The sequence below is a fragment of the Nostoc sp. genome (genome assembly GCF_036917515.1).
Lineage (GTDB): Bacteria > Cyanobacteriota > Cyanobacteriia > Cyanobacteriales > Nostocaceae > Nostoc.
On record NZ_JBALDE010000174.1, the window covers coordinates 31588 to 46277 of the forward strand.

At 38.5% G+C, this 14690-nt stretch carries 13 protein-coding genes; 9 read left to right on the forward strand and 4 right to left on the reverse strand.

Translation table 11 applies throughout. From position 1 onward, the window contains the following. Positions 1 to 338 precede the first annotated feature (338 nt). The gene (locus tag V7K89_RS23175) at positions 339 to 1802 is read left to right on the forward strand and encodes an RtcB family protein (protein ID WP_335191323.1); all 1464 of its coding nucleotides are present in this window, start codon (positions 339 to 341) and stop codon (positions 1800 to 1802) included. Positions 1803 to 2144: 342 nt separating this feature from the next. Next, on the forward strand, positions 2145 to 2279 hold the full coding sequence (locus V7K89_RS23180; RefSeq protein ID WP_335191325.1) for a hypothetical protein: 135 nt from the start codon (positions 2145 to 2147) through the stop codon (positions 2277 to 2279). Positions 2280 to 2317: 38 nt separating this feature from the next. Here V7K89_RS23180 and V7K89_RS23185 read toward each other — a convergent pair whose 3' ends face one another. Further along, complete coding sequence (locus tag V7K89_RS23185) at positions 2318 to 2647, reverse strand: hypothetical protein (protein ID WP_335191327.1); 330 nt, start codon at positions 2645 to 2647, stop codon at positions 2318 to 2320. A gap of 411 nt (positions 2648 to 3058) precedes the next feature. Then, the gene (locus tag V7K89_RS23190; protein WP_335191329.1) at positions 3059 to 4648 is read right to left on the reverse strand and encodes a serine/threonine-protein kinase; all 1590 of its coding nucleotides are present in this window, start codon (positions 4646 to 4648) and stop codon (positions 3059 to 3061) included. A gap of 273 nt (positions 4649 to 4921) precedes the next feature. On the opposite strand from V7K89_RS23190, the gene V7K89_RS23195 reads away from it, so the two are divergent. The 5 genes from V7K89_RS23195 (at position 4922) to V7K89_RS23215 (ending at position 10645) form a co-directional block, all read left to right on the forward strand. Continuing rightward, entirely contained in the window at positions 4922 to 5278 is a 357-nt protein-coding gene (locus V7K89_RS23195) for a Rieske 2Fe-2S domain-containing protein (protein WP_335191330.1), read from the forward strand. 137 nt (positions 5279 to 5415) lie between these two features. Then, positions 5416 to 6201, forward strand: coding sequence for an HAD family hydrolase (locus tag V7K89_RS23200; protein ID WP_335191332.1), 786 nt, complete (start codon positions 5416 to 5418; stop codon positions 6199 to 6201). A gap of 172 nt (positions 6202 to 6373) precedes the next feature. Beyond that, positions 6374 to 7552 (forward strand): DNA double-strand break repair nuclease NurA, encoded by a 1179-nt coding sequence (locus V7K89_RS23205; RefSeq protein WP_335191334.1) that lies wholly within the window; start codon positions 6374 to 6376, stop codon positions 7550 to 7552. Positions 7553 to 7950: 398 nt separating this feature from the next. Further along, complete coding sequence (locus V7K89_RS23210; protein ID WP_335191336.1) at positions 7951 to 9357, forward strand: PAS domain S-box protein; 1407 nt, start codon at positions 7951 to 7953, stop codon at positions 9355 to 9357. Beyond that, positions 9326 to 10645, forward strand: coding sequence for a GAF domain-containing sensor histidine kinase (locus V7K89_RS23215; protein ID WP_335191338.1), 1320 nt, complete (start codon positions 9326 to 9328; stop codon positions 10643 to 10645). Before V7K89_RS23210 ends, V7K89_RS23215 begins: the two co-directional genes overlap by 32 nt. Positions 10646 to 10810: 165 nt before the next feature. On the opposite strand, the gene V7K89_RS23220 is transcribed toward V7K89_RS23215, so the two are convergent. Then, a complete protein-coding gene (locus V7K89_RS23220; protein ID WP_335191340.1) occupies positions 10811 to 12985 on the reverse strand; it encodes a DEAD/DEAH box helicase in 2175 nt (724 codons plus the stop codon). Positions 12986 to 13122: 137 nt separating this feature from the next. On the opposite strand from V7K89_RS23220, the gene V7K89_RS23225 reads away from it, so the two are divergent. Continuing rightward, the gene (locus V7K89_RS23225) at positions 13123 to 13560 is read left to right on the forward strand and encodes a DoxX family protein (RefSeq protein WP_335191342.1); all 438 of its coding nucleotides are present in this window, start codon (positions 13123 to 13125) and stop codon (positions 13558 to 13560) included. A 23-nt stretch (positions 13561 to 13583) separates the two neighbouring features. Further along, a complete protein-coding gene (locus V7K89_RS23230) occupies positions 13584 to 14150 on the forward strand; it encodes a DUF2808 domain-containing protein (protein WP_335191344.1) in 567 nt (188 codons plus the stop codon). A 150-nt stretch (positions 14151 to 14300) separates the two neighbouring features. Here V7K89_RS23230 and V7K89_RS23235 read toward each other — a convergent pair whose 3' ends face one another. Continuing rightward, entirely contained in the window at positions 14301 to 14654 is a 354-nt protein-coding gene (locus tag V7K89_RS23235) for a hypothetical protein (RefSeq protein ID WP_335191346.1), read from the reverse strand. Positions 14655 to 14690 lie beyond the last annotated feature (36 nt).

Sequence of the window (14690 nt, forward strand, 5' to 3'; positions counted from 1 at the left end):
GGTTGAGAGTTGCCTTGAATTTATCCTAGACTCTCCAGCTGGCTGGAGAGTCTAGAGATTTTTAAAAGTTTTTCGTTAAACTTCAAATTTATTTACAACTTTGGTTTGACTGAGTAACTGTTGCCCATCAAAAAGACAACGTACTACAAAACACTTGTCATCCGATGAAACTGTGTGTTATTAAGGCTATATAACCACATTAGTCAGAATTAACTTATTGTTTTCCCCACAGTTCTGGGAAAATAACCTTCTGCACTAATTGAGACGCGGCTGCTGAACCCAAGTTTCTCATCTCTTCACAACAAAGGGTCTTTTTTAAGACCTTATTTGGAGTTTTCATGCAGCCAAAAAATCTCAAACGTCTCCTGCGTGCTTTAGAGCGGCAAGGTTTAGATGTAACTTATAAAAATCGCATTTATTCTGTGCGTTTAGTTAATTCTCCTGATGCCCCTGTAGCAGAAGTACTACTACAGGAAGACTTTCCCATAGAAGCTAAGGCATTGAAGCAGTTAGCAAATTTAGCAAGCGTCCGCCACCCATCGGGTGGATACGTTTGTCGTGCCTGTGCTACACCTGACTTTCACCCAGGTGATACGGGTGTTGCCATTGGTTCAGTGGTAGAAAATGTGGGTCAGGTCATCCCCAGCGCTGTTGGTTCTGATATCAATTGTGGGATGCGCCTCCATGTTGTTGATTTGACAATTGACGAATTCCTGGCAAAGCGCGACCAATTCGTAGAACGGATGAAGGGGGATTACTTCTTTGGTACGCGTGATGTGACAATGACTGCTCAGACAATGCAAGCTCTATTTCAGTATGGAGTTCCCGGTTGGCTAGATGCCATGCTAGATCGGGCTACAGGCAGTATAGTCAAATCTGATTTGCAGCAACTTGCCCAAGAGAGCGATGGCTTTGCCAACGCCAAAGGCGAACGCATCTTCTTAGGTGGTTCAATGAATGGTAACTGGAAACTTGCGCCTGAAGAATTAGTTCCTGATGCTGGACTAGTACGCGATGGCGGACTGGCAACCATTGGCGGCGGCAATCATTTTGTCGAAGTGCAACGGGTTGATAAAGTCGAAAATCGCCTACTTGCCCACGCTTGGGGAGTGCGTGAGGGACAGCTAGCTTTTATGATTCACTCTGGTTCTCGAAACGTGGGTAAGTTTATTGGGGGAATGTGGCGAGATAAAGCTAAGGCGACTTGGCAAAAAGGTTTGAAGTACCCTGATTCTCAGATTTTTCCTCTCTCTACTTATTCGCACCCCGAACTAGTTGCTAGTTACCTGCAAGCTGAGGCCACTGCTGCTAACTATGCTTTTATCAATCGCCTGCTATTAGCAGAATTGCTACGTCTGCGTTTGCGGGAAGTATATAAAGATGTGGAAGCACCTCTAGTTTATGACTTGCCCCATAATATCACTTTGGCAGAAGGTGAAGGATGGGTAACACGCAAGGGCGCTTGTCCTGCCCATCTAGGGCAACCAGTGATTATCCCTGGTTCAATGGGTGCTTATTCTTATCTGATGGTGGATAAAGGCAATGCAGCATTTTGTAATTCGGCGTCACATGGGGCGGGAAGAATTCGTTCTCGCTTCGATCTCAGTCGTAAAGGTGCATCTCAAAGTGAAGCAGAACTGGGATTAACTGGGGTAGACTGCATCACCCTGCGTGAAGAACGTCGAATTAAGGAAGCACCTGCTGCCTACAAACCGATTCAGTCTGTGATTGATGTGCAGGTTGAAGCAGAAATGGTAGACGTTGTAGCGTGGTTGAGTCCGGTGTTGACGTTTAAGGCGTAGCTGCTAAATAAAAAGCCCCTGGTATTGACCAGGGGTATCCATCTTTATTCCCTCATTTAGAATGGCATCTATGAAGCTATTGAAAATCCGTATTAATGCAATAATTGCATATTCATTATGATTATTTTGCAATCAAGAAATGAAATGAAGTTGTGGCACTCGTTTTGTGTAAATATTGGCAAATTTAAGTAACCTGGATTGTGGCGATCGCCTTCTGATCAAATGTAGATTTTAGTTGCCATCGCAGCCTTTGAACATGGAAACCACTATTTCGAGATATTCTTCAATCATCAACAACAGTAGAGTTGGGGCACAAAGATTATTAATCGTCTAACAGCCGACTTGCAGAAAGCTTCTCCAGAGATGAAGGGATTTCCAGTTTGCAATGTCAAATATGTGCAAATGCGGGGGATTGCTGAAGCTTATGCAGATGAAAAATTTGTACAAGGAGATGCAAAAAACGGAGAAAGTATTTGATAATTTCTCCGTCTTTCTGCATATTCAATAAATAACTACTAGAAAATTCTATTTCCGTCTTCGTCAACTCGCATTTGCCGAATTACGTCGGAAATCTCTTCAGCATCTTTAACATGGTGAAGTGCCTTTTTTTCGCCGTCAGGTTCATCTACAACGAAGTAAGTTGGGACTGTGATTCTCTCACCTGCAATATCTGGTACATCATCAACCGCTGCCTGTTTAGCCTTCTCTTCAACTGATTGAGGCTTATCAGAAATTCTATCTCCTGGATTTGCAGTTAAATTTTCTTTGTTTACGTCTAACTCACGAGAATCGCGGTCTTCAGTTACTGGTTGATTAATTTGATTTTCTTGATTTTTCTCACTCATGGCGCTTTCAGTTGTTAAAATATGGAACTCGACTAACAACAGCTTAAAAAATTAAAGGTATAAAGAATTCTCTCTCTGGAGAGAGTTTGAAAATATATTTTGAAGATATTTTTTGAAGAACATATCTTAGGTCATAGCCTAGCTCTGAAGTTGATCAATAACCTCCTACTCCAGAAATAAATAGTAATTAAAAATTAAAGTTCAGGAGCAACTCTTAAAAAAAGCAAATTTTCTGAAAATTAACCGACAGGAAACACAAATGTATATTAATCCTAATGCGATCGTACCGTAGTATAGTAAAAGACCTTTATTGGAAAATAGAACTGTAAAGCGGGGCAAAGCCCCTCTAAAAATGCCTACTTCACCGCGTTGAGGGATTACCAAACTACTTACTAAAACCCCTAGAGCGAACTATTTGGTATCACTAACAATCCATCTGCTATTTTGGGCATCCCATAAAAGAAAAAAGCGTACAGAACCAGGAATTACTTTTCCAGTGTTCATCAAGTATTTGAATTTAGCATTTACTGTAGCTGTTTGTGTACTTGCTTCTACCAAACTAACTTGTTCGATATCTACGCTTTGAACCTTCCCTCCCCACCAGTCAATATATGAAAGATAGCCATCTGGATGCAGTCGTTTATTATTTTGATAGCTAGGAGATAGTTGATTCCATCCAGTTTGAAAATCACGTTTATTAATAGTTTCAAAATAATTTTGCACAGCTTGTTCTGGTGTTTGTCTATCGATTTGAGGCTGTGTTGAAGAAGGCAGTTGAGCAGATTGAGTGGGACTATTAACGTTATTGCTGGGAAATTGCGATCGCGCAGATAATACTTCTTGATCCTGTGGTTCTTTACTTATAGTAGGTTCTGGAGTGATGAAAACTGGGGATTGTGCAGGTGTCGGCGTATCTTGCACTTCATCGCGGGTTGGGGATGAAGTGCTTGACTGTACCACTGATTGAGGCGATTTACTAAGGGCAAAACCAATGATTATAGAACCACCAATCAAACCACCTGCTATTAAACTAGCGAGAAATATTTCTCTGTGCCTAGTATTTTGATGGACAGGTTGATACGAAGGCGCTGGACTGACAGAAACTGTATTTTGAAGCGTTGCAGGAGGTGCAGTTACTGCTGGTGGTTGGATATAAGCCACTGTAGGCGGGAAGGTTGCTGCACCAAATTGCAAGACTTCCAGCATTTCTTTAGCAGTGGCAAAGCGATCACGTGGATGGTAGGCAATCGCCCGATCTATCGCCTGTACCATTGTCTGGCTCACACTTTGAGCGTATTTGTGCCAGACAATTTCTCCGGTACATGGATCTGTTTCTAATTCTTGTGGCTGCTTCCCCGTGAGGAGATAAATTGCTGTGATTCCTAAACTATATAAATCACTAGAATAAACTGGTCTACCTGCTGCTTGTTCACTTGGCATATATCCAGGCGTACCAATCACAATTGAACTGGTAGGATTTCCTTGGGAATTCACCACTGTTCCCATCGTTTCCCGTATCGCACCAAAATCAATCAGCACTGGCTTACTATCGCTATGACGCAAAATAATGTTATCTGGCTTGATATCTCGATGAATAATCCGCTGATTGTGTACGTATTCTGTTACTGGTAATAAATTTACTAATATTTCTTTTACCGCACTTTCACTTAATGAGCCTTGTTCGTGAACTTTTTTAGTTAAGGTATCACCTTCAATCCACTCTTGAACTAAATAGAATTGACCATTTAGCTGGAAGTAAGCATACAAGGTGGGTATCTGTTTAGTTGCACCGCCCAAGTTTTCTAAAATTGCCGCTTCCCGCTTAAACCTCTCTTGCACCAACTGGTAAATCTGAGGATTATTTTGAATTGGTCTAAGTTGTTTAATTACACAACGACGGTTAGAAGGCATTTGGGTATCTTCTGCCAAGAAAGTTTCACCAAATCCGCCACTTTCCAAAGTCCGAATTACTCGATAGCGTTTGTTTAGCAGTGTTTGCATAAATTAGCACTGGTAAGGACAAGGGGGTTTTGTGCTATTGTTCCATTTACTTTCTCTACAATTTAGTTTTTTGGTTAGCAGCAATTTAAACATTCTTGAGTTCATTTCACTAAAACTTAGTATATTATGCGTAAATTAGGCTACTACTTAAAACAGTTAAAATAACTAGAATAGAAGTATTTTGAATTTGGATTAATGCGTACTAATACTGAAAATAAAGACTAGAAACCCTTTGCTCACTTTATCCCAAGAATTGACGCTCTTCTAGGATCGGTGGTATTGGCTAAAGACGGCAAGGAAATTGAGGTTAATGCACTATTAGCAACCGCAAAGCCAGAAATTTTGATTCTCGTAAAAGGCTTGCCAGACCGTAGCGTTGATTATCTTATTATTCAAGACGGGCCACAAATTGCTGAGTACGCTATTAGTCCATGCATACATTTAGGATGTACAGTGGAGTGGGATCTTGAGAAGAATCAGTTTATTTGTCCTTGTTATGGATCTCAATACGATTCTCAGGGTAGAGTTGTTCCTGTCCCAGCTAAACGTTCCTTACCATTAATCAGCGTAGTAGTCAAGCAAAATCAAATTTGTTTAGTTGATCGTAAACCTGCTGTAGATCCTTGTTAATCTACTAATAACCAATCAAATGTCACAATTCCACCATACTTTTTCAGCAAGTTATAAATTATAAAAGACTAACAAAAATTACTGCATGATTTAAATTTGTCGGGTAAGCTGACAACAGCAGTTTTATTCTCAAACCAATGACCGCAAGTAGTCCCAAAATTTTAGCCCTAGACTTTGATGGAGTGATTTGCGACGGATTAATTGAATATTTTGAGGTAGCATGGCGTACCTACTGTGAAATTTGGTCTTCTGCTAACGACACACCACCAGATGATTTAGCTTTAAGATTCTATCGCCTAAGACCTGTTATTGAAACAGGTTGGGAAATGCCCATTTTAATTAAAGCCTTGATAGATGGAATTCCTGACGAAAAGATTCTTCATGAATGGGTAAGCATTGCCCCACAAATTTTGTTAAATGACAAGCTACAAGCAAAAGAAATAGGTGCAAAAATAGATAAGCAGCGAGATGAATGGATTTCTAGAGATTTAGGTGGTTGGCTGAGTCTGCATAGATTTTATCCGGCAGTAGTAGAAAAAATCAAATTAACTATTGACAGTGGAGTTAAGCTATACATTGTGACAACTAAAGAAGGGCGTTTTGTACAACAGTTGTTGCAACAAGAAGGAGTGAATTTACCATCAGAAGCAATTTTTGGCAAAGAAGTCAAGCGTCCCAAATATGATATTTTGCAAGAATTAATCCAGTCAGTAGAAGACAAGCCAGTTAGTCTCTGGTTTGTAGAAGATAGACTCAAGACATTACAGTTAGTCCAACAGCAAGCAGACCTTGAGGATGTGAAACTTTTCCTTGCAGACTGGGGCTATAACACCCAAGCCGAACGGGAAACTGCTCAAAACGATCCACGAATTCAGTTGTTATCACTTTCTCAGTTTGCCAAAGATTTCTCAGCTTGGCTTTAATATATTAAATATCTAGTGAAAAAGAGATGTAGCACTGCTACGTCTCTACAATAGTTCTGAATAATACATATCTAATTTATGGATGTATCTATCTAAATAAAATTATGTATTTTATAAATTTAGGTGAAATAATAACTTAGAAGCATTCACTCCTCACTTCGCACTTACTTTTATGCTTGACCTAACAAAACTAGCGCGAGAAATGCAGGGTTTAAGTCAGCATCTTACCTTAGAAGCTGCTGCCAGTCGTCAGCGTTTAGAACTGGCACAACAACATTTAAAAAATGCTTACGAGTGCCAACAAGATTTAGTCGATCGCCAGGAGAAATGGCGCGATCGCATTCTCTTTACTAATGCTACCCCAATAGAACCACTAGAAACCTGCATCGATATCCCAGTTCCGCCAAAAATTCACACCGTCATTGCTACTGATGGTTCCCAAATTGCCCCCAATCATCATGAAATTGCTTACTGTTATCTCTTAAATATCGGCAGAGTCGTCTTACACTACGGACAAAATCGCCATCCGCTACTCGATAGTTTGCCAGAAGTATTTTACCGCTCAGAAGATTTATATATGTCTCGGCAGTGGGGAATTAGAACTGAGGAATGGATGAGTTTTCGCCGTACGGCTTCAGAAACAACGGTGTTAGCAGAACTGGCGTGTAGTGCAGTCTCAGCAGAAACACCAGCACTAGCGATGGTAGATGGTTCGCTAATTTACTGGTTTTTAGAACAGTTACCTATGGATGCACGCGATCGCATTTTACCCCCCATCCTAGAAGCTTGGCAGCAGATGCGTGAGGCTAAAATTCCCTTGATGGGCTATCTTAGCGCCTCTCGCAGCATCGAAACCATGAACTTTTTACGGTTATTAGCTTGTTCTCATCCAGTACCAGACTGTAAAAGTCATTGCCCAAATCAGCTAGAAAAAGTACCTTGCAAAATTTTTGAACAGTTGCGAGATACTTCTGTTTGGGCAACCCGGCTCAAACCAGGACAACGTAGTACCTTGTGGCGCAGTAATTCCCCCATTTTGGAACTCTACGGCGATCAAACAATTTACTTTTGCTACGTCCACGTTGGCACCGAAATCGCCCGAATAGAAGTTCCGGCATGGGTGGCACAGAATGCAACCATGTTAGACCAAGCACTGGGACTGATGTTAGCACAAGTGCAAAAAGGATATGGTTATCCTGTAGCGATCGCTGAAGCGCATAATCAAGCAGTAGTAAAAGGTGGCGATAAAGCGCGTTTCTTTGCCCTACTCGAACAACAAATGATTAAAGCTGGTTTAAAAAATGTCGGAACTTCCTATAAAGAAGCTAGAAAGCGCGGGAGTATTGCTTAAAATAATTCGTAATTTGTAATTCTTAATTCATAATTAAATTCTTAATTACGAATTATGTTTTACGGTCTTAATACCTTAGCTATTTAAGGAAAATGACAGATAAAAAATTACGTAACACTTCTTATCTTAAATTTAAAATCTAAATGTTTACTTTACAGCTTTTTAGGGAAACCTTTATTTAGTAGAGAATTAAGTTAGCAACTAGTTTACTCAGTAAAAACTAGTAGATACTTATTGATTTTACTATCAAGCTCATTACGTTTTTATTCGTAAGTAACCAGTCTTAGTCATAACTGACATTAGGCTAGTCTCTAGATTGAAATATTTTATTGCAATGATTATTCAATGTTAACGATAAACGTATTAGCTTTTCTCCAAAAATTATACCTAAAAAGCTGATGAAACTAGTTGAATCTGAGTACAAACAATCTGAAGAAAAATACTCTCGATTTTTCTCACTTTCTATAGATTTATTGTGTATTGCTAATTTTGATGGTTATTTTAAGTATTTAAATCCAGTATGGACAAAAACATTAGGTTGGTCAATTGATGAACTAGTTGCTAAACCTTTTATCGAATTTGTTCACCCTGAAGACCGGGAAGCAACTATTGCAGTAGCCCAAGAAATTACACGATCTGTAGACGCAATCAGGTTTGAAAACCGCTATCTTTGTCGGGATGGTTCTTACAAATGGCTGTCATGGAATGCGACTGGCTTTCCTGAAGAAAAATTGATTTATGCAGTAGCCCATGACATTACTATTAATAAAAAAAATCAGATAGCACTAAACAATTCTATCCATGAGTTAGAAGCTTTTAAATTTGCCTTAAATGCCCATTCACTGGTAGCTATTACTGATAGAGCTGGAAGAATAACCTATGCCAATGACCTATTTTGTAAAGTTTCTCAATATTCTCCAGAAGAACTTTTAGGGCAAGATCATCGAATTATCAATTCTGGACACCACACAAAAGAATTTTTTGCAAATTTATGGAAAACTATTGCTCAAGGAAAAGTATGGAAAGGAGAAATTCAAAATAAAGCCAAGGATGGTACTTTTTATTGGGTAGATACTTTGATCGCCCCAATGTTGGGACAAGATGGGAAACCCTATCAATATGTATCAATTCGTACAGATATTACACAGCGCAAGCTTTCAGAGTTAGCTTTATTAGAGCGATCGCGCTTGTCAGTTTTGAGTGCAGAAGTCAGTTTAGCCTTATCTCAAAGTGGCACACTGCCAGAAATTTTGCAAAACTGTACAAATACTATTTCTCAATATCTTGATATCGGCTTTGTTTGTATCTGGACATTTGAAAGACAGACAAACCAGTTACAATTGCAGGCTGGCGTTCATTGCACAGATATTACTTGTAGTGCTTTGAGCGATACCCAAGATTTCCCAGAGCATATTGCTTTAGTCAATAATATTATTGGCTTAATGATTCAAAATCATCAAGCAATTTTTAACGAAGAATTATCAATTAATAATTCCAATGAACTTCTCAATTCTACATTATCAATTTTACGATTTTCTGCTTATCCTTTAATAGTAGAGCAGCAAATAATTGGTATAATGACTTTATTTAGCAAACAATTATTTACCGAACCAACTCATAACTTATTAAATTGGATTGCTAATAATATTGCTGTAGCTATTGACCGAATCTGGGCACGAGAAGAACTCTTCAGTCGTCGGGAAGCTTTATTACTACGTTTAGCTAGCCAAATCCGCAGTTCTCTTAACCTAGATTATGATCTTAGAAACTGCTGTGAACGAAATTCGCAGCTTATTGCAAATTGACCGTTGCTACTTTCTTTCTTATTTACCGCATCCATCTCAACCAAGCCTGACTATTAGCTATGAAGCACGAAACCCTAACTTGGCAAGTATGTTAGGCAATATTCCATTGCAAAAAAGCAATTTTTTAACTCAAAACCTTCTCTCTCAACAACTAAGCTGCATCGACAATATTAATAGCAAATCACATCTCGAATATGATGTGCAAGAACTTTTAACTGAGTTTGGGATCACATCTCAACTAATGCTACCAATTAAGAGTAATTCTGGGGAAATTGGAGCAATTGTGTGTAGTCATTGTAGTGGCGATCGCATTTGGAATAACAGTGAAATTAGCTTACTACAAGCTGTTTGCGATCAACTAGCGATTGCTATCGATCACGCACAACTTTATACCCAAAGTCGCGTTGCTACTTTAGAAGCTCAAACTCAAGCTGAAAAACTTACCGAAACCTTGCATAAATTACAACAAACTCAATCTCAACTGATCCAGAATGAAAAAATGTCTAGCTTAGGACAATTAGTCGCTGGAGTTGCCCACGAAATTAACAATCCAGTTAATTTTATTCATGGCAACTTAACCTATGCTAATGAATACTTTCAAGAGATGCTAACTCTTTTGCACCTTTATCAACAACACTATCCTCAACCCACAGCAGAAATCGAAAATTTTAATGAAAAAGTTGATTTGGAATTCATTACTGATGACCTTTCTAAACTCCTATCTTCGATGAATATGGGTACTAATCGTATTCGAGAAATTGTTTTAGGATTGCGAAATTTTTCTCGTCATGATGAAGCAGATAAGAAACGAGTTGACATTCATGAAGGAATTGATAATACGTTATTAATTTTGCATCATCGCTGGAAAAATAATGGAATTGGCTTGGATATCTCTATAGTTAAACAATATGATGAGTTGCCTTTGGTTGATTGCTATCCTGGGCAGCTTAATCAAGTATTTATGAATATTTTAACTAATGCGATCGATGCCTTAGAAGAGTCAATGGTCAAGATAAAAACAAATCAAAAACCACAAATTATAATTCGTACTGAAATTTTAGAGAGTAAATTTGTTGTCATCAGAATTGCTGACAACGGATTAGGAATGGTAGAAGATATTAAAAAGCGGTTATTCGACCCATTTTTCACCACAAAACAAGTAGGTAAAGGAACAGGTTTAGGACTGTCAATTAGCTACCAAATTATAGTAGAAAAACATGGTGGAATTTTGAATTGTTTATCAGAACCAGGAAAAGGTACAGAATTCTGGATTCAAATTCCAATTTAAAAATACTCTACGTTTAAAATACGATTTTATGCAAAGCTGTACAAAAATATCTAAGATTTGCAATTGTTCTACAAATTAATTAAAAAATAGTTTTTTTAAGAATTACGAATTCATTAGTGAAGCGGTAGCTAAAAACAAGCGTCATTACGAATTACGAATTATTTTTTATTCTCTCCACAGTACCACTTGCTGTTTCAGTTCTCTCATATCCAAATAATCATTAGCAAATGCTTTCCATAAAAGTGGATGGGGAATAAAACCATCATATTTTTGAATTTCTGGTGCTTCTGAAGTACTGACTAAATCTTCTGAAGTGATTCTTTGTTCACACAATGAAGTAATTTCACGATGAAGATATTTCAATTTATCCTTGTTTAATTTAATTGTCAAATAATAAGGATTTACTCCACCAATACTTGTAATTTCCAACGATTCCCGGCAATAGGAGTTAAGTAATCTTTCTAAAGTACGATAAGCAATCGTACCCATCCAAGGAAAAATGCAGCATTTACCTTTTTCCAATTGCAAAATATTGTGCTTATCTAATCCAACTTGCTGAACCAATTGGCGAACTTGACGTAAACGTTGCAAAGCATTTTTTTGCAAGTAACTATACTCAATATTCTCAAATAAAACTTGCTGCATTCGTTGCAAAACTTTAGTATGAATAGTACCACTACCACCACGCCAATAAATACTAGATTTACCCTCAGCTTGTTTAACAAAAATAGCCTTTTTTTTAAAGTCAACTTCTATTACTTCCCAAGTTCTACCAGCTAATGCGAATTGATTACCAACAGGAAGCGGCATGACAATGCTACCAATTTCTGTTGCACCTTGCTTAACAATATATTCTTGCTGTTCAGCAAAGACAGCATAAAACTGAAATTTTCTCACCACCTTTTCTCCTGCTAAACCCAGGATTAATTTACCTTGTTCAGTATGCTGAATATGACCAATATCAATTAAATAGCGTAGTAATAGTTGTAAATCCTCTTTAGAAATCGTAGCAAAGGGCGGCAGACTAAAAATTTGTTTAGCTAAAGTATTACCTGAAATTTCTCTTGCAGCTGTTAAAATACTCATTGTTTGGTGATAAAGCAAACTCAAAGGATATTTAATTGGTCTAATTGGTTCAATCCATTGTTCCTCTAAATAAAGTTGAATGATCGCAATACACTGTAAAAGTTGCCAGGGGATTTGTTCTGGCAAAGAAGCTTCTGGTAAGGGCTTCTCTTCAGCGCATACAAAACGCATATCAGCAGCTTCTCCTCTTCTACCACTGCGTCCCAAGCGTTGTAAAAAGCTAGCTACAGATAAGGGTGATTCTAACTGAATCACTCGCTCTAAATGACCAATATCTATGCCTAATTCTAGAGTCAGAGTGGCGGCGGTAACAGCTAAATTGTTGGGTTCACGCATCGCATTTTCAGCAGCTTGCCGTAAGCTAGCAGATATACTCCCATGATGCACATGATATATATCTGGTAATCCTTGTTCTATGGCAATTTGTCGCAAAGATGCAATTACAGATTCGGTTCGTGTGCGATTATTAGCAAATATCAGGCATTTGCGAGACTTGCTGAGGTTAAAAATATATTGTTCATCATCTGTCGCCTCTAATTCATCTACTTTATCAGTAATATAAAAATGTTCTACAGCTAGTTTTATTTGCCGTTTTATACCGTCAATTTTTGGTGTAATTACTGGCTTATCTGTTCCCGCTCGCAGCCAATTCTCAGCTATTGAGTAATCACCAAGAGTTGCTGACAAACCAATACGACGCGGTTGTTTTTGCGTCAACTTCGCTAAACGTTGTAATTGGCAAATAATTTGACAACCGCGTTCTGAACCCATAAAGGCGTGAATTTCATCAATAATGACAAACCTTAAATCACCAAATAAGCGAAGTAGGTCGTTATTTTTATTAATTAACAAACTTTCTAGAGATTCTGGGGTAATTTGAAGAATGCCTTGCGGATTTTTTAACAGTTTGTTTTTTCGAGTTTGCGAAACATCGCCGTGCCAGTGCCAAACTGGAATATCTGCTTCTTTGAGTAAGTCATTAAGACGCTCAAATTGATCGTTAATTAAAGCTTTGATTGGACTAATATATAATGCGCCAATTGTCGCAGCAGGGTTAGTATGTAATAGGGTCAAAACTGGTAGAAAAGCTGCTTCTGTTTTACCAGCAGCAGTTGCAGCGGTAACTAGCAAGTGAGCATCAGTGTCAAATATAACTTGACAAGCGGCAATTTGAACTGGACGTAATTCAGTCCACTGGTGATGATAAATATATTCTTGGATAAAGGGTGCAAGTCGGCTAAAGGCATCGCTCATATTTTTTATGGATAAAGTGTTATCTAATAGGTAATTTTTGAAAAATCTTGTAGATTTTACTCCTATTGACTCAAGGCAGATTAACATCTGTCAGTCAAACTGAAGTAATAGGGCAAGTATATAATGAAGCAAAAACTATGAAGAAGTATAAGGAAATATTACGTGTCATCCTTGCTATATCCATCATTGTGGTTGGAGTGACACACTTTGCTATTCCAGAACCTTATGTCAAAATTATGCCCCCGCAACTTCCTTACCCTTTAGGATTAGTTTATCTCAGTGGCTTTTATGAAATTTTGGGTGGTATTGGATTATTAGTTCCGCCTGTAAGTCAAGCTGCTGCTTGGGGACTTATTGCTCTTTTTATTGCGGTTTTTCCTGCCAATATCAATATGGCGGTTAATCACATTCAGCTAGAACATATACCAAACTCACCTTGGGTACACGTAGTTAGACTTCCTCTTCAAGCTGTTTTAATTGCTTGGGCTTGGTGGTACACGAAATCTTCGATTGGGGAAAAACAAGCTTCTATCATTCCTAAGTCACTGATTCCCAAGGAACTAGAATTAGAATAAGTGCGTTTTTTTATATTTGAATCATGCGCCTTGCAACTTTGTTTGGAATAACACTCTCGTTAGCAATAGGTATTGGAGAAGTTACGCTTCCGGTGACTCAAGCTGTGCAGCTTAGAGATGGACTAGTCTATTTTGTCCAACCCCCAAAACTTGTTGACGCGACAACTATTTACAAAGAGGTGAATGTTTGGGGCGGAACTTACTATTTCACTATCAATGTGCCGGAAAATGCTGGAGAATCCCTCCAGAAGGTAACGATCGCCCAAAAAGAGGGATCGGAAAACATCCGCTACAATCTTGATGATACCCGTGCATTTGTCGGAACACGCAATCGCAAAGAAACGCAACTGAAACTAGGTCCAGTCACAAATGAGCGCAAGACACGCACTGTTTCTGTAAACTTTGACCCACCTGTAACTCCAGGACAGACAATTACAATCGCCCTTCGCCCTGTGAGTAATCCCAGCTTTTCTGGTGTCTACTTATTGGGTGTTACAGCATTCCCTGTGGGTGAAAAATCTCACGGTCAATTTCTTGGCTTTGGACGCTTTCAGTTCTACAGCAATAGGGGAAGTTGGTTATTTCCATAGAGAGAATAGGGAACATTTTTTAAAAGTTGTGTTAAAAAAACAGGCAACAGTCTTAAACAATACGAAACGGCAAATGTGAGTTTATAGCAGGGGACAGGGGACAGGGAACAGGAAATAGGGTCGAAAGTCGCTTGGTGTCTGGGTTTTATATTAGGTTTGTGTCCTAAACGACTTGGCGACAGCTATAAAACTAACTTTTGGAGTCGCAAAAGCAACAAATGTGACTTCAAAACTAACTTTTGGAGTTGCAAAAGCAACAAATGTGACTTCAAAACTAACTTTTGGAGTCGCAAAAGCAACAAATGTGACTTCAAAACTAACTTTTGGAGTCGCAAAAGCAACAAATGCGACTTCAAAACTAACTTTTGCGTAGACGTGACCTACTTTTTCTGGTTTCTCATTTCGATGTAAGAATTCTTTAAATGTTCTGTAGCTTGCACCCAGACATCTATAGCGGTTCTCAGTTGGGTGCAATATAGTAACAGCAGTGGGTGAACCATCCAATAATGTCTTTTTTAGTTACCGCATTCAGAGCATTTG

Bases quoted from the DNA above. Each gene is read 5' to 3' on its own strand.
- V7K89_RS23175 (WP_335191323.1), top strand. From the start codon at position 339: ATGCAGCCAAAAAATCTCAAACGTCTCCTGCGTGCTTTAGAGCGGCAA.
- V7K89_RS23185 (WP_335191327.1), bottom strand. From the start codon at position 2,647: ATGAGTGAGAAAAATCAAGAAAATCAAATTAATCAACCAGTAACTGAA.
- V7K89_RS23190 (WP_335191329.1), bottom strand. From the start codon at position 4,648: ATGCAAACACTGCTAAACAAACGCTATCGAGTAATTCGGACTTTGGAA.
- V7K89_RS23200 (WP_335191332.1), top strand. From the start codon at position 5,416: ATGACCGCAAGTAGTCCCAAAATTTTAGCCCTAGACTTTGATGGAGTG.
- V7K89_RS23205 (WP_335191334.1), top strand. From the start codon at position 6,374: ATGCTTGACCTAACAAAACTAGCGCGAGAAATGCAGGGTTTAAGTCAG.
- V7K89_RS23210 (WP_335191336.1), top strand. From the start codon at position 7,951: ATGAAACTAGTTGAATCTGAGTACAAACAATCTGAAGAAAAATACTCT.
- V7K89_RS23220 (WP_335191340.1), bottom strand. From the start codon at position 12,985: ATGAGCGATGCCTTTAGCCGACTTGCACCCTTTATCCAAGAATATATT.
- V7K89_RS23225 (WP_335191342.1), top strand. From the start codon at position 13,123: ATGAAGAAGTATAAGGAAATATTACGTGTCATCCTTGCTATATCCATC.
- V7K89_RS23230 (WP_335191344.1), top strand. From the start codon at position 13,584: ATGCGCCTTGCAACTTTGTTTGGAATAACACTCTCGTTAGCAATAGGT.